At 71.6% G+C, this 15,541-nt stretch carries 14 protein-coding genes; 10 read left to right on the top strand and 4 right to left on the bottom strand.

The window, feature by feature from the left end; genetic code table 11:
- Positions 1–30: 30 nt before the first annotated feature.
- Positions 31–1,617, top strand: a complete 1,587-nt coding sequence (locus tag ACSUPT_RS04765) for an ABC transporter substrate-binding protein (protein WP_351963098.1) — start codon at positions 31–33, stop codon at positions 1,615–1,617.
- Positions 1,618–1,786: 169 nt separating this feature from the next.
- Here ACSUPT_RS04765 and ACSUPT_RS04760 read toward each other — a convergent pair whose 3' ends face one another.
- Positions 1,787–2,458, bottom strand: coding sequence for a response regulator transcription factor (locus tag ACSUPT_RS04760; RefSeq protein ID WP_351963097.1), 672 nt, complete (start codon positions 2,456–2,458; stop codon positions 1,787–1,789).
- Positions 2,459–2,467: 9 nt separating this feature from the next.
- Complete coding sequence (locus tag ACSUPT_RS04755) at positions 2,468–3,349, bottom strand: RecB family exonuclease (protein WP_351963096.1); 882 nt, start codon at positions 3,347–3,349, stop codon at positions 2,468–2,470.
- Between the two features lie 118 nt (positions 3,350–3,467).
- Between ACSUPT_RS04755 and ACSUPT_RS04750 the strand changes: the two genes are divergently transcribed.
- The 3 genes from ACSUPT_RS04750 (at position 3,468) to ACSUPT_RS04740 (ending at position 6,461) form a co-directional block, all read left to right on the top strand.
- On the top strand, positions 3,468–4,721 hold the full coding sequence (locus tag ACSUPT_RS04750) for a site-2 protease family protein (protein ID WP_351963095.1): 1,254 nt from the start codon (positions 3,468–3,470) through the stop codon (positions 4,719–4,721).
- 56 nt (positions 4,722–4,777) lie between these two features.
- Positions 4,778–5,665, top strand: a complete 888-nt coding sequence (locus ACSUPT_RS04745; RefSeq protein ID WP_345692554.1) for a tRNA (adenine-N1)-methyltransferase — start codon at positions 4,778–4,780, stop codon at positions 5,663–5,665.
- 223 nt (positions 5,666–5,888) lie between these two features.
- A complete protein-coding gene (locus ACSUPT_RS04740) occupies positions 5,889–6,461 on the top strand; it encodes a hypothetical protein (protein ID WP_436943516.1) in 573 nt (190 codons plus the stop codon).
- 7 nt (positions 6,462–6,468) lie between these two features.
- On the opposite strand, the gene ACSUPT_RS04735 is transcribed toward ACSUPT_RS04740, so the two are convergent.
- Positions 6,469–6,780: a ferredoxin gene (locus ACSUPT_RS04735; RefSeq protein ID WP_315879158.1), complete on the bottom strand. Its 312-nt coding sequence runs from the start codon at positions 6,778–6,780 to the stop codon at positions 6,469–6,471.
- A gap of 255 nt (positions 6,781–7,035) precedes the next feature.
- On the opposite strand from ACSUPT_RS04735, the gene arc reads away from it, so the two are divergent.
- The 5 genes from arc (at position 7,036) to prcA (ending at position 12,983) form a co-directional block, all read left to right on the top strand.
- Positions 7,036–8,802: a proteasome ATPase gene (gene arc / locus ACSUPT_RS04730; protein WP_351963093.1), complete on the top strand. Its 1,767-nt coding sequence runs from the start codon at positions 7,036–7,038 to the stop codon at positions 8,800–8,802.
- Positions 8,803–9,085: 283 nt separating this feature from the next.
- Positions 9,086–10,597, top strand: coding sequence for a depupylase/deamidase Dop (gene dop, locus ACSUPT_RS04725; protein ID WP_351963092.1), 1,512 nt, complete (start codon positions 9,086–9,088; stop codon positions 10,595–10,597).
- Positions 10,598–10,741: 144 nt separating this feature from the next.
- On the top strand, positions 10,742–10,960 hold the full coding sequence (locus ACSUPT_RS04720) for a ubiquitin-like protein Pup (protein ID WP_023589517.1): 219 nt from the start codon (positions 10,742–10,744) through the stop codon (positions 10,958–10,960).
- 371 nt (positions 10,961–11,331) lie between these two features.
- Positions 11,332–12,177, top strand: coding sequence for a proteasome subunit beta (gene prcB / locus ACSUPT_RS04715; RefSeq protein WP_436943515.1), 846 nt, complete (start codon positions 11,332–11,334; stop codon positions 12,175–12,177).
- A 47-nt stretch (positions 12,178–12,224) separates the two neighbouring features.
- Complete coding sequence (prcA, locus tag ACSUPT_RS04710; RefSeq protein WP_351963090.1) at positions 12,225–12,983, top strand: proteasome subunit alpha; 759 nt, start codon at positions 12,225–12,227, stop codon at positions 12,981–12,983.
- A 100-nt stretch (positions 12,984–13,083) separates the two neighbouring features.
- Here prcA and ACSUPT_RS04705 read toward each other — a convergent pair whose 3' ends face one another.
- Positions 13,084–14,109, bottom strand: a complete 1,026-nt coding sequence (locus ACSUPT_RS04705; RefSeq protein WP_351963089.1) for a LacI family DNA-binding transcriptional regulator — start codon at positions 14,107–14,109, stop codon at positions 13,084–13,086.
- A gap of 148 nt (positions 14,110–14,257) precedes the next feature.
- Here ACSUPT_RS04705 and ACSUPT_RS04700 point away from each other — a divergent pair, with 148 nt between their 5' ends.
- Positions 14,258–15,541 (top strand): MFS transporter, encoded by a 1,284-nt coding sequence (locus ACSUPT_RS04700; RefSeq protein ID WP_361662888.1) that lies wholly within the window; start codon positions 14,258–14,260, stop codon positions 15,539–15,541.

The following is a 15,541-nucleotide window of genomic DNA, read 5'->3' as shown; positions in this document are numbered from 1 at the left end:
TGTACCAAGAGATCCAGAGGCAAGGTTCCAGTGAAGGCACACAACAAGTGGCTGACGGCCCCGCTCGCCGCGGGGCTCGCCGCCGCCACGCTCAGCGGCTGCGGCACCGACAAGGACGCGGGCGCCGGTGACGCCGGGACGATCGTCGTCGGCATGTCCGACGAGGTCCTGGCCACCGACCCCGCGACCGGGTACGACCCCGGGTCCTGGCTGCTGTTCAACAACGTCTTCCAGTCCCTGCTGAGCTTCCCCAAGGGCGCCACCACGCCCCAGCCCGAGGCCGCCGAGAGCTGCGAGTTCGAGAAGGGCGCCAGCCGGGTCTACCGCTGCACCCTCCGCGACGGCCTGAAGTTCAGCAACGGAAACCCGCTCACCTCGAAGGACGTCAAGTTCTCCTTCGAGCGCGCCCTGAAGATCAACGACCCGAACGGGCCCGGCCCGCTCCTCTCCACGATCGAGACGATCGAGACCCCGGACGACAGGACCGTCGTCTTCACCCTGAAGGTGCCCGACGCCACCTTCCCCAGCAAGATCGCCTCCGGCGCCGGCTCCATCGTGGACCACCGCGAGTACCAGGCCGACGGGCTGCGCACGGACGGCAGGGCCGTCGGCTCGGGCCCGTACAAGCTGGAGTCCTTCGGCGACGACAAGGCCGTCTTCTCCGTCAACCCGGAGTACAAGGGCACCGCCAAGGTCAAGAACACCGGCGTCACCCTGAAGTTCTACAAGGGCGACCGCAAGGCCCTCGCCGACGCCCTCACCAAGGGCCAGGTCGACATCGCCTACCGCGGCCTCGCCTCCGACGACATCCAGAAGCTCAACGGCTCGCCGACCGCCGGCCAGAAGGGCATCCAGGTCATCGAGGGCTCCAGCGCCGAGGTGCAGCACCTGGTCTTCAACATGAAGGACCCGGTCGCGGGCAAGCTCGGTGTCCGCAAGGCCATCGCCCACCTGGTGGACCGCCAGGCGCTCGTCCAGGACGTCTACGAGTCGACGGCGACCCCGCTGTACTCGATCGTCCCGGCCGGCATCCTCGGCCACAACACCGCCTTCTTCGACCGCTACGGCGACCGCCCGCAGCCCGATCTCGCCAAGAAGGCCCTGCGCGACGAGGGCATCAAGGAGCCGGTCAAGATCACGCTGTACTCCACGCCCAGCCGCTACGGCCCGGGCACGGACGAGCAGCTGCGCGCCATCGCCCGGCAGCTCAACGACAGCGGACTGTTCCAGGCCGACGTGAAGTCCGTCGAGTACGACCAGTACGAGAAGGACATCCAGGCCGGCAAGTACGGCGTGTACGTCAAGGGCTGGGTCCCCGACTACCCGGACCCGGACAACTTCACGCAGCCGTTCTTCGGCGAGGACAACGTCCTCGGCAACCACTACGAGAACAGCAAGATCACCGGCACCATCATCCCGGACACCGCGGCCGCCGCTGACCGCAGCGCCGCCCAGGACGACTTCGACCAGCTGCAGAACATGGTCGCCGAGGACGTCCCGCTCCTCCCGCTGTGGCAGGCCAAGCAGTACGCCGTCGCCTACAACACCATCACCGGCCTGGAGTGGACGCTCGACGCCTCCACCGTGTTCCGGTTCTGGGAGATCAAGAAGGGCTGACGCCCCGCAGCGGACGCCCGGCAGCTGACGCCCCGCAGCGGACGCCCCGCGCCGCCGCAGCAGGAAGCCGGTGCCCCCGTGGTGGTGGTCCACCACGGGGGCACCGGCTTTACGCGTCCCGCACGGCACCGGCGCGGCGGCCCGCGGGGGCGGCGCCACCGCCGCCGGGCTACTGCGCGCCCGGCCGGACCAGACCGCTCTCGTACGCGTACACCGCCGCCTGCACCCGGTCCCGCAGGCCCAGCTTGGTCAGCACATGGCCCACATGCGTCTTCACCGTCGTCTCCGAGACGAACAGGTCGGCCGCGATCTCGGCGTTCGACAGCCCGCGCGCCACCAGCTTCAGCACCTCCACCTCGCGGTCCGTCAGGGTGTTCAGCGCGTCCGGCACCGGCTCGTCGCCCGACGGCAGATGGTCCGCGTACTTGTCGAGCAGCCGCCGCGTGATGCTCGGCGCCAGCATCGCCTCACCGGCCGCCACCACCCGGATCGCCTGCACCAGCTCGTTCGCCGGGGCGTCCTTCAGCAGGAAGCCGCTCGCCCCCGCCCGCAGCGCCTCCACCACGTACTCGTCCAGGTCGAACGTGGTCAGCACCAGCACCTTCGCCGGCCCGTCGCGCCCCGGACCGGTGATCTGCCGGGTCGCCTCCACCCCGTCCATGCGCGGCATCCGGATGTCCATCAGCACCACATCGGGCTGGAGCGCCCGCACCTGCTCCAGCGCCTGGAGGCCGTCCCCGGCCTCACCCACCACGGCCAGATCCTGCTCCGCCTCCAGAATCATCCGGAAACCGGTACGCAGCAGAGGCTGGTCGTCGACCAGTAGGACGCGGATGGCCACGGGCACTCCTCAAGAGATCGCTGGACCCGGCCCATTCTGCCCCGACCCGGTCGACTGCACCGGCAGCGGGTAGACCGGGGGAGTCCCGCCGAACTCCGGACAGAACGCCTGGTGATCGCACCAGCCGCACAGCTTCGTCGGCCGCGGCCGCCAGTCGCCCGTCTCCGTCGCCCTGCGGATCGCGTCCCACAGGGCCAGCAGCTTGCGCTCCACCCGCCGCAGATCCGCCATCACCGGGTCGTACGTCACCACGTCCCCGCTGCCCAGGTACACCAGCTGCAGCCGGCGCGGCAGCACCCCCTTCAGCCGCCACACCACCAGCGCGTAGAACGTCATCTGGAACAGCGCGCTGTCCCCGTACTCCGGACGCGGCGCCTTGCCCGTCTTGTAGTCGACGATCCGCACCTCGCCCGACGGCGCCACGTCCACCCGGTCGATCACGCCCCGCAGCCGCAGCCCCGACTCCAGCTCCGTCTCCACGAACAGCTCACGCTCCGCCGGCTCCAGCCGCGTCGGGTCCTCCAGCGTGAACCACCGCTCGACCAGCTCCTCCGCCTCCCCGAGCCAGCGGGCCAGCCGCTCCCCGTCCGCGTCGTCCTCGAACAGCGACCGCAGCTCGGGCCGCGACTCCAGCAGCCGCGACCACTGCCCCGGCACCATCGCCCGCGCCTTCGCGGGCGTGCGCTCCGCCGCCGGATCGTCGAAGAGGCGCTCCAGCACCGCGTGCACCAGCGTGCCCCGCGTCGCCGCCGGACTCGGCTTCTCCGGCAGCTTGTCGATCACCCGGAACCGGTACAGCAGCGGGCACTGCATGAAGTCGCCGGCACGGGACGGCGAGAGCGACACGGGCGGCTGCGGGCTCGACACGGAAGGCTGCGGGCTCGAAGTCATGTCCCAGACCCTACGACCCGCCACCGACAGCCGTCGGCATACCATCGACGGCAGACCACCACACACTGCATGATCGAGCGGGAAACACCCACCCCACCCCCCACGCCGAAGGGAACCCGTGAACCAGGACGACGAGAGCGGCGAGAGCACGCGCCCGCGGTCCGAGCCCGCCGGAAAGAACCCCGGCCCCGGCAAGCGGCGCCCCGCCGACGGCCACGGCGGCGGCCTCCTCATGGGCCGGATCTTCGGCGTGCCCGTCTACGTCGCCCCCAGCTGGTTCCTCGTCGCCGCCCTCATCACCTGGGTCTTCGGCGGCCAGCTCGACCGCGTCCTGCCCGAGCTCGGCAACGCCCGCTACCTGGTCTCCCTCTTCTTCGCCGTCGCGTTCTACGCCTCCGTCCTCGTCCACGAGCTGGCCCACACGGTCGCCGCCCTCCGCTTCAAGCTGCCGGTCCGGCGCATCCAGCTCCAGTTCTTCGGGGGCGTCTCCGAGATCGAGAAGGAGTCCGAGACACCCGGCCGCGAGTTCGTCCTCGCCTTCGTCGGCCCGCTCCTCTCCCTCGTCCTCGCCGGCGTCTTCTACGCGGGCCTGCACGCCGTCGAGCCCGGCACCGTCCCCGCCGTGCTCCTGGCCGGACTGACGATCTCCAACCTGATCGTCGCCGCCTTCAACGCCCTGCCCGGCCTCCCCCTCGACGGCGGCCGCATGCTCCGCGCCGTCGTCTGGAAGATCACCGGCAAGCCGATGAGCGGCACGGTCGCCGCCGCCTGGGCCGGCCGCGCCCTCGCCGTCACCGTCCTCATCGGCCTGCCGCTGCTCACCCGGACCGGCGCCCTCGGCGACACGAGCGACCTCAGCGGCATGGACACGATGATGGACGCGCTCCTCGCCGCCATCCTCGCCGCGATCATCTGGACCGGCGCCGGCAACAGCCTGCGCATGGCCCGCCTGCGCGAGCGCCTGCCCGAGCTGACGGCCCGCGCCCTGACCCGCCGCGCCGTCCCCGTACCGCCCGACACGCCCCTGTCCGAGGCCCTCCGCCGCGCCAACGAGGCGGGCGCCCGCGCCCTCGTCGTCGTGGACGGCCAGGGAGAGCCGACCGCCCTCGTCCGGGAGACCGCCATCGTCGGCGTCCCCCAGCACCGCCGCCCCTGGGTCGCGGTCAGCGGCCTCGCCCAGGACCTCACCGACGGCATGCGCGTCCCCGCCGACCTCGCGGGCGAGCCGCTCCTCGACCGGCTCCGCGAGACCCCCGCCACCGAGTACCTCGTCGTCGAGGACACCGGCGAGGTGTACGGCGTGCTGTCCACCGCCGACGTCGAGCGCGCCTTCGTCCAGGCCATGGCCCGCCCCGGCACCACCCGCGCGTAGCCGCCCGCGGCCCGCCCGTGGTCGGGGCCCGCGCCGCCGCCGGGTACCCTGGTCACATGTCCGAACCGACCGGTGCCGCCCGCCGTCGCGGGCCCTTCAAGGTCGGGGACCAGGTCCAGCTCACCGACCCCAAGGGACGCCACTACACGTTCACGCTCGAGGCCGGGAAGAACTTCCACACCCACAAGGGTTCCTTCCCGCACGACGAGCTGATCGGCGCCCCCGAGGGCAGTGTTGTCCGAACCACGGGAAACGTCGCCTACCTCGCGCTGCGCCCCCTGCTCCCCGACTACGTCCTGTCCATGCCCCGCGGGGCCGCAGTCGTCTACCCGAAGGACGCGGGCCAGATCCTCGCCTTCGCCGACATCTTCCCCGGCGCCCGCGTCGTGGAGGCCGGCGTCGGCTCGGGCTCGCTGAGCAGCTTCCTGCTCCGCGCCATCGGCGACAGCGGCATGCTCCACTCCTACGAGCGCCGCGAGGACTTCGCGGAGATCGCCAAGGCCAACGTGGAGCGCTACTTCGGCGGCCCCCACCCCGCCTGGCAGCTCACCGTCGGCGACCTCCAGGACAACCTGTCGGACACCGATGTCGACCGCGTCATCCTCGACATGCTCGCCCCCTGGGAGTGCCTGGAGGCCGTCTCCAAGGCCCTCGTCCCCGGCGGCATCCTCTGCTGCTACGTGGCGACCACCACCCAGCTCGCGCGGACCGTCGAGTCGATCCGCGAGATCGGCTGCTACGCCGAGCCGCAGCCCTGGGAGTCGATGATCCGCAACTGGCATGTGGAGGGCCTGGCGGTCCGCCCGGACCACCGCATGATCGGCCACACCGGCTTCCTGGTCACCGCCCGCCGCCTCGCGGACGGCGTCGAGCCGCCCATGCGCCGCCGCCGCCCCGCCAAGGGCGCCTACGGCGAGGACTACGAAGGCCCCAACAAGGGCTGACACCCCCGCAACGCCGCAGCGCCGCCCGCGAGTTCCCCCGTGCCACGGGAAACTCCAGGGCGGCGCTGCCGCGTTCGCACGGGCGCCGCCCGACACCCCTGCCGGCCCCGGCAGATGACAGCCCCCACCCCCCGCTACCGGCCGCCTGTGACGTGTGGCACGATGCTGGCCACTCCCCCCGGCGACACCCACCGCCACCGCACGACCACAGGAGACAGCCCGCGTGCAGACCTCCGAGCTCCCGGACCTCGCGCACACCCACGCCCGCCCCACGCACTGGCTCGCGACCGCCGCCGCCATGGCCGGGGTCATCGCCCTGGCCGGCCTCGCCCAGCCCGACGCGGCCACCGCCACCGACCCCGCGGCCGGCACCGCCGCGGCCCGGGCCGCCACCGCGCCCGCACCCGACGCGGCGACGGCCGCATACCCGCTGAACTGCGCCGGAATCCCCACGGCCACCCCCAGGACCGCCACCGGCGACCTCGACGGGGACGGCCGGCCCGAGACAGTCGCCGCCGCCCACTGCCGCGCCGGCTCCGGCACCCCGCCGCAGGGCCTCTACGTCCTCACCCACGCCAAGGGCGACACGAAGGGCGCCCGCGTCGTGGCGACCCTCGTCGACCCCGCGGACGCCCTCACCGTCGGCGGCCTCGCCATCCGTGACGGCGTCGTCACCGCGACCCTGCTCGGCTACTCGTCCACCGACGTACCCCGCTGCTGCCCCGACAAGCGGGAGACCGTCGAATGGCGGTGGAGCGGCGGCACGTTCCTGCGCGCCACCGCCACCGACCGCTGATCCGCGGCTACTCCGCGTCCGGGCCGTACACCTCGACCCTGTCCGAAACGCGCCGTACGTGAATGCAGTCGCCGGGGCACTCCTTGGCCGAATCCACCACGTCCTGGAGCAGCGGCAGCGGAACCGGAGTCGTCGCGCCCGGCTCCTGCAGCAGTTCGTCGTCGGCGCTCTTGACATACGCGAGACCGTCGATGTCAAGCTCGAACACCTCGGGCGCGTACTGCGCGCAGATGCCGTCCCCCGTGCAGAGATCCTGGTCGATCCAGACCTCCAGAGCCTCTCCGGCGGCCGTGGTGGGAGCCTCGTGCTGCGCGGTCATATGCCCTGCCGTTTCCTGCGTCGGGTGAAGCGTCGAGAAGTAAGTCCGGCCACCCCTGACGGGTGTTGGCCACTGACGACGATACAACCGGCCCGCTTTCCGATGTTGATGGGTGGGTATTCCCTTGACGTGGGGGAGAGCGCAAGGGTGAAGATCGGACACACCTCGAGAGTCTTTGTGATCTAGGGGTTTCAATCACCACCCACGCAGGTAGGGTCTGGAAGCGTCCAGCTCCCCTTGGAGGAGGTGAGGACCGTGGCAGCCCACGACGACGACATCAACCGCGGCATCCGGCCGGGGCGGGGGTCTGAAGACCCCGCCGGCCAGGTTGCCTATCTCGAGCAGGAAATCGCCGTCCTGCGACGCAAGCTCGCCGACTCTCCGCGACACACGAGGATTCTCGAGGAGCGGATCGTCGAGCTGCAGACCAACCTGGCCGGCGTGTCCGCGCAGAACGAGCGGCTCGCCAACACACTCCGTGAGGCCCGCGACCAGATCGTGGCCCTCAAGGAGGAGGTCGACCGTCTTGCCCAGCCCCCGGCCGGCTTCGGCGTCTTCCTGCAGGCCAACGAGGACGGCACGTGCGACATCTTCACCGGGGGCCGCAAGCTCCGGGTGAACGTGAGCCCCAGCGTCGAGCTCGACCAGCTCCAGCGGGGCCAGGAAGTGATGCTCAACGAAGCGCTCAACGTGGTCGACGCGATGGAGTTCGAGCGCGCCGGGGACATCGTCACCCTCAAGGAGATCCTCGAGGACGGCGAGCGCGCCCTGGTCATCGGCCACACCGACGAGGAACGAGTCGTACGGCTCGCCGAGCCCCTGCTGGACGCCACCATCCGGCCCGGCGACGCCCTGCTGCTCGAGCCCCGCTCCGGCTACGTCTACGAGGTCATCCCGAAGAGCGAGGTCGAGGAACTCGTCCTCGAGGAGGTCCCGGACGTCGACTACGACAAGATCGGCGGCCTGGGCAACCAGATCGAGCTGATCCGCGACGCGGTCGAGCTCCCGTACCTCTACCCCGACCTGTTCAAGGAGCACGAGCTCCGGCCCCCGAAGGGCATCCTGCTGTACGGCCCGCCCGGCTGCGGCAAGACGCTGATCGCCAAGGCCGTCGCGAACTCCCTGGCCAAGAAGGTCGCGGAGGTCACCGGGCAGCCCGCAGGCAAGAGCTACTTCCTCAACATCAAGGGCCCCGAGCTGCTCAACAAGTACGTCGGCGAGACCGAGCGGCACATCCGCCTGGTCTTCCAGCGGGCCCGCGAGAAGGCGTCCGAGGGCACCCCCGTCATCGTCTTCTTCGACGAGATGGAGTCCCTGTTCCGCACCCGGGGCTCCGGCGTCAGCTCGGACGTGGAGAACACGATCGTCCCGCAGCTGCTCGCCGAGATCGACGGTGTCGAGGGCCTCGAGAACGTCATCGTGATCGGCGCCTCCAACCGCGAGGACATGATCGACCCGGCGATCCTCCGCCCGGGCCGCCTCGATGTGAAGATCAAGATCGAGCGTCCGGACGCCGAGGCCGCCAAGGACATCTTCGCCAAGTACCTCACCCCGTCGCTGCCGCTCCACGCGGACGACCTCGCCGAGCACAACGGCTCCAAGGAGGCCGCGGCGCAGGCCATGATCCAGTCGGTCGTGGAGCAGATGTACGCGGAATCCGAGGAGAACCGGTTCCTCGAGGTCACGTACGCCAACGGCGACAAGGAAGTCCTGTACTTCAAGGACTTCAATTCCGGCGCGATGATCCAGAACATCGTCGACCGGGCGAAGAAGATGGCCATCAAGGCCTATCTCGACCAGAACCAGAAGGGCATCCGCGTCTCCCACCTCCTCCAGGCGTGCGTGGACGAGTTCAAGGAGAACGAGGACCTGCCCAACACGACCAACCCGGACGACTGGGCCCGCATCTCCGGAAAGAAGGGCGAGCGGATCGTCTTCATCCGCACACTCGTCACCGGAAAGCAGGGCGCGGACACCGGTCGCTCCATCGACACGGTGGCGAATACCGGCCAGTACCTGTAGGAGCGCGCAGAACCGGCTGCGGATGTCCCCGGACCTCCGAAAAGGGGAGGACGACCCCCGAAAGGGGGAAGGGCATCCGCAGCCGGCCGCATTCCGGGGTACCGCCAGATACGGACCACACCCCAGCAATGACGCAATCGATCTCCCCCTCAGCGCAAAGGCGCTCTAGGCTCATCCGTACCGCCGATTCGCGCAGTGCGGGGTCGGGCACCGCACACGCATCGGAGAACCGGTACTCGGGCGCCGTTTCCGCGCGGGGACGCCGCCGGGCAAGGAGGGCCGCATGACCGTACGGCGAGTAATGGGCATCGAGACGGAGTACGGGATCTCCGTCCCCGGCCACCCGAACGCCAATGCCATGCTCACCTCGTCCCAGATCGTCAACGCCTACGCGGCGGCGATGCACCGGGCGCGCCGCGCCCGCTGGGACTTCGAGGAGGAGAACCCGCTGCGGGACGCCCGCGGCTTCGACCTCGCCCGCGAGGCCGCCGACTCCAGCCAGCTCACCGACGAGGACATCGGCCTCGCCAACGTCATCCTGACCAACGGCGCCCGGCTCTATGTGGACCACGCCCACCCGGAGTACAGCGCCCCCGAGGTCACCAATCCCCGCGACGCCGTCCTGTGGGACAAGGCCGGCGAGCGGATCATGGCCGAGGCCGCCGAACGGGCCGCGCAGCTGCCCGGCGCCCAGCCGATCCACCTCTACAAGAACAACACCGACAACAAGGGCGCCTCCTACGGCACGCACGAGAACTACCTGATGAAGCGGGAGACCCCGTTCTCGGACATCGTGCGCCACCTCACGCCCTTCTTCGTCTCCCGCCAGGTCGTCACCGGCGCCGGCCGCGTAGGCATCGGCCAGGACGGCCAGGAGCACGGCTTCCAGATCAGCCAGCGCGCGGACTACTTCGAGGTCGAGGTCGGCCTGGAGACGACACTCAAACGGCCCATCATCAACACCCGGGACGAGCCGCACGCCGACGCCGAGAAATACCGCCGCCTCCATGTGATCATCGGCGACGCGAACCTCTCGGAGATCTCGACCTATCTGAAGCTGGGTACGACCGCGCTCGTCCTGTCGATGATCGAGGACGGCTTCATCACCGTCGACCTCGCCGTCGACCAGCCGGTCCGCACGCTCCACCAGGTCTCCCACGACCCGACGCTCCAGCACGTGATCACGCTGCGCAACGGCCGGACACTCACCGCCGTGCAGCTCCAGATGGAGTACTGCGAGCTGGCCCGCAAGTACGTCGAGAACCGTTTCGGCGCCGACGCGGACGAGCAGACGGCCGACGTCCTCACCCGCTGGGAGGACACGCTCAGCCGGCTGGAGAACGACCCGATGAGCCTCGCGGGCGAGCTCGACTGGGTCGCGAAGCTGGAGCTCATGGAGGGCTACCGGCGCCGCGACGGCCTCGGCTGGGACGCCGCGCGCCTCCACCTGGTGGACCTCCAGTACGCCGACGTACGCCCCGACAAGGGCCTGTACAACCGTCTGGCGGCCCGCGGGCGGATGAAGCGCCTGCTGGACGAGGCGGACGTGGAGCGGGCCGAGAAGCAGCCCCCGGAGGACACCAGGGCCTACTTCCGCGGCCGCTGCCTGGAGCAGTACGCCGACGACGTGGCCGCGGCCTCCTGGGACTCGGTGATCTTCGACCTGCCGGGGCGCGACACCCTCCAGCGGGTGCCCACCCTGGAGCCCCTGCGGGGCACCCGGGCGCACGTGAAGGAGCTGCTCGACCGCTGCCGCACGGCGGAGGAGCTGGTCCGGGTCCTTTCGGGCGGCTGAGAAGCGCTTTCGGAAGGCCGTCGCGGGGAATCATGAAAGTGGGCCCCGGACGTCGAGAAAGACAGGGCCGATGTCAGACCGGGCTTGTAGGGTCTGATCTTGAGACACCTGACCAAGCGGGCAATTCCGAGCGGGGTGAGGGATATGGCGACCAAGGACACCGGCGGCGGCCAGCAGAAGGCCACGCGCTCCACCGAGGAGGTCGAGGACCAGGCACCCGAGGCACAGGCCTCGGAGGACCTCAAGGAGCGCCACGAGAAGCTGAGCGACGACGTCGACTCCGTCCTGGACGAGATCGACGACGTCCTCGAGGAGAACGCGGAGGATTTCGTGCGGTCCTTCGTGCAGAAGGGCGGCCAGTGACGGCCGCCTGACCTGCGACACCGACCGCCGGGGGGTGCAGGCGAGAGGCGGGGGCGAGGCGCCGCGCGCGGTGCGGCACGACCGGGCCGCGCGCGGCGTTCGCTCTCCCCGCGCCCGGGGCGGCGCACCGCGTCCGGCGGTGCGCCCCGGGGCCGGCCGACGACGCCCGGGAGAATCGAAGCCGCAGCTCAGGGGGGTTGCCGACGTGCCCGCACGGCCCGGCCCCGGCATCCCCGGACAGCATGTGGATCTTCGCCGCGGTGCGGGTAAGGTCCGTGGCGTACTGTGCTTCAACTGCAATCGGCCATCGGCAAGCTGACAGATGACCCAGGCGTCATCAGGCGGGCCGTCGCATCTGTGGAGGGGAACTCGTGGAAGCCAACACCCGTAGCACCGGGCGTCTGCCGGCTGCCTTCCTGACGCCCGGGTCCTCGTCCTTCATGGACTTCCTCGCCGAGCACTCGCCGGAGCTGCTGCCCGGGCGCCGGAACCTGCCTCCCGTGCAGGGCGCGATCGAGGTGCCGCACGGCACGACGATCGTCGCCGCCACGTTCCCGGGGGGCGTCGTCCTCGCCGGCGACCGGCGCGCCACCATGGGCAACATGATCGCGCAGCGCGACATCGAGAAGGTCTTCCCGGCCGACGAGTACTCGGCGGTGGGCATCGCCGGCACGGCGGGCCTCGCCGTGGAGATGGTGAAGCTGTTCCAGCTGGAGCTGGAGCACTTCGAGAAGGTGGAGGGCGCCCAGCTCTCCCTGGAGGGCAAGGCCAACCGCCTGTCCACCATGATCCGCGGCAATCTGGGCATGGCCATGCAGGGCCTCGCCGTGATCCCGCTGTTCGCCGGCTGGGACGTGGACCGCGAGAAGGGCCGCATCTTCTCGTACGACGTCACCGGCGGCCGCTCCGAGGAGCAGGGGTACGCGGCGACCGGCTCGGGCTCCCTGTTCGCGCGCGGATCGATGAAGAAGCTCTACCGCGAGGACCTCACCGAGCAGCAGGCCGTGACGCTGGTGGTGCAGGCGCTGTACGACGCGGCGGACGACGACTCGGCGACGGGCGGCCCCGACGTGGCGCGCCGCATCTACCCGATCGTGACGGTCATCACGGAGGACGGTTTCCGCCGCCTCACGGACGCGGAGGCGTCGGACGTGTCCCGTTCCGTGCTGGAGCGCCGGATGAACCAGCCCGACGGCCCGCGCGCCGAGCTGCTCTGATGCTGCTCCCGATGTTCTCGCCACTGACAGAAAGGGACGGATAGCCGGTGTCGACGCCGTTCTATGTCTCACCCCAGCAGGCCATGGCCGACCGGGCGGAATACGCCCGCAAGGGCATCGCGCGGGGCCGGAGCCTTGTTGTGATGCAGTACGCCGACGGCATCGTCTTCGTCGGCGAGAATCCGTCCCGCGCGCTGCACAAGTTCAGCGAGATCTACGACCGGATCGGTTTCGCCGCCGCGGGCAAGTACAACGAGTACGAGAACCTGCGCATCGGCGGTGTGCGCTACGCGGACCTGCGCGGTTACACCTACGACCGCGACGACGTGACGGCCCGCGGGCTGGCGAACGTGTACGCGCAGACGCTCGGCACGATCTTCTCCAGCGCCGGTGAGAAGCCGTACGAGGTGGAGCTGGTCGTCGCCGAGGTCGGCACGTCACCGGAGGGCGACCAGATCTACCGCCTGCCGCACGACGGTTCGATCGTGGACGAGCACGGCTCGGTGGCCGTCGGCGGCAACGCCGAGCAGATCAGCAGCTTCCTCGACCAGCGGCACCGGGACGGGATGTCGCTGGCGGAGGCGCTGAAGCTGGCCGTGCAGGCGCTGTCGCGCGACACGAACGGCAGCGAGCGGGAGATCCCCGCCGAGCGCCTGGAGGTCGCCGTGCTGGACCGCACGCGTCCGCAGTCGCGGAAGTTCAAGCGCATCGTGGGCCGGCAGCTGTCGCGGCTGCTGGCGGCCGAGGAGCCGGCGACGGCCCCGACGGACGCGGCGGACGACGAGGCGGACGGCTCGGAGGAGTAGGCGCCCGCGCGCGAGCCGTAAGCCCCGGTCGGCCCCCTGGCGGGGCGGGCCGGGGCTTCGCCGTACCCGGGCGCGGGTCCCGGGGCGGAGGCGCGCGGGGTCAGCCGGCCGGGGGCGGGGCGGTGGAGGCGCGCACGCGCAGGGTCACGGGCAGATCGCCCGTGGGCGGGGTGCCGCCCTCCAGGACGGCGAGGAGGGCCTCCATGCCGCGTTCGCCGACCCGCTCGGCGGGCAGGGAGACGGTGGTGAGCTCCGGCTCGACCGCCGTGGCGAGGGCCAGGTCGTCGAAGCCGGTGACGGACACGTCCTCGGGCACGCGCAGTCCGAGGCGGCGTACGGCCTTGCAGGCGCCGGCCGCGATGAGGTCGTCGTCGCAGACCAGGGCGGTCGGGCGGGGGCCGGGCGCGGCCAGGGCGCGGGTGGCGGCCTCGCGGGCGCCGGGCACGTCGAGCGGCGCGGGGACGGTCCGTACGGTGACGCCGGGGCGGTCGAGGGCGGCGGCGAGGGCCCGGGCGCGGACGTCGAAGGTCCAGGAGGGCACGGCGGACGCGAGGTGGACGAACCGGCGGTGTCCGAGGCCCAGCAGATGGTCCGTCACCTGCCGCATGCCGTCGGCGATCGCCAGGTTGACCTGCGCGGCGGAGCCCGGGTCCGCGGGGTCGCTGTCGAGCATGACGAGCGGCAGGTCCGTGTCGCGGAAGGCGTGCAGCGCGTCGGTGGCCATGGACGAGGCGATGATGCCGTCCAGGGCGGCGCGGGCCGAGGCGAAGGGGTCCCTGGCGGGGCCGACTCCCTCGGGGGAGGGGTAGAGGACGACGCCGAAGTCGTGGCGGGCGGCGACGGCGGAGGCGCCGGTGTAGACGCGTGCGAAGAACTCGTTGGTGAGGGCCGGGACGACGAGCAGCGCGGTGCGCGTACGGCCGAGGCGGAGGTTGCGGGCGGCGAGGTTCGGGCGGTAGCCGAGGCGGCGGGCCGTGTCGCGGACGAGGTCGGCGGTGCGCTCGGAGACCCGGCCGCGCCATTTGCCGCCCATGACGAGGGAGACGGTGGCCTGTGAGACGCCGGCGGCGCCGGCGACGTCGCGGCTGGTGGGGCGGGGCCCGCCGCCGGGTTCCTGCGCCTTCACGCGCGTCCGCCTCCGTGGGTGTTCTCCAGGGCCGCGCGGGGCGGCCGGCCAGGTGCGCGGGTGGACCCGCGGCTTGCGGACATGGTACGTATGACGTCGGACGTTATACGTAAAACCTCGCGGAGCCGCGAGGGAGAAGGAGTGGGCGATGGCTGCGGCGGGCGGCGGGTACGCCGACATACTCAGGGCGCCGCACGCGCTGCGGCTGCTGACCGGCACGCTCGTCGGCCGGCTGCCGAGCGGCACGGCGCACATCGCGATCGCCCTATTCACCCGCGCGGAGGGCGGCAGCTACAGCCTCGCCGGCGCCCTCGCCGCGGTGTACGGGCTGGCGACGGCGGCCGGGCAGCCGCTGCTGGGGCGCGCCGTCGACCTGCACGGCCAGCCCCGCGTCCAGCTGCCGGCCGCGCTCGTCTCGGCGCTCGGCATGGCGTGGCTCGCGGCGGCCGGGATCGGCTCGCTGCCCGTCGCGTTCGCCGCGGTCGTCGTGGCCGGCTTCTTCACCCCGCCGCTGGAGGGCGGGCTGCGGGCCCTGTGGCCCAGCGTCCTGGGAGGCGGCGACCGGGTGCACCGCGCGTACGCCCTGGACGCCGTGGCGCAGGAGGTCATGTTCACGGTCGGCCCGCTCCTGGTGACCGTCCTCGTCTGGCTGTGGTCCCCGGCGGCCGCGCTGCTGCTGATCAACGTTGCGGGTGTGCTGGGCGCCCTGTCGGTGGTCGCGTCGGCCCCCTCGCGCGCCTGGCGCTCCGAGCCGCGCGAGGCGCACTGGCTGGGCGCGCTGCGCTCGCCCGGGCTGCTCGCGCTGCTGGCCGCGTTCTTCTTCGTGGGCCTCGCCATGGGATCGATCACGGTGGCCGCGCTCGCCTACTCCGACCTGCACGGCGGCGACACCGTGTACGGGGCGCTGATGGCCGCCCTCGGGGTCGGCGCGCTGGCCGGCGGCCTGGTGTACGGCGCGCGGCCGTGGGCGGGCGAGCCCGAGGCGCGGCTGCGGCTGCTGGTGGGGCTGCTGGCGCTGGGCTATCTGCCGCTGGTGCTGGTGCCCGGTGTGGTCGCGATGACCGCGCTGGCCGCCGTGGCGGGGGTCTTCCTGGCCCCGGCCATCGCCTGCGCGTTCATCGTCGTGGACCGGCACGCGCTGCGCGGCACGGTCACGGAGGCGTTCTCGTGGCTGGTGACGACCTTCGGCGTGGGCGCGGCGGCCGGCTCGGCGGCGGCCGGACCGGCGGTCGAGCTGGCGGGCGTGCCGTGGAGCTTCGCGGTCGCCGGGGCCGGGGGAGCGGCGGCGCTGCTGGTGCTGGTGGCGACCCGCCGGGTGCTGGCCGTTCCGGCCGCCGCGGACCGGCCGGAAGCGGGAGAACCGGTGCGTGTATCGGAAAATGATCGAAACGGTACGGTCGAACCCGGTTTCAGCGAGGGCCGTCAGGCGTAA

The organism is Streptomyces sp. SudanB25_2051, assembly GCF_964272635.1.
In the GTDB taxonomy this organism is placed as follows: domain Bacteria; phylum Actinomycetota; class Actinomycetes; order Streptomycetales; family Streptomycetaceae; genus Streptomyces.
The sequence above is the reverse complement of the archived record's forward strand: the minus strand, read 5'-3'. Positions and strand labels throughout refer to the sequence as shown.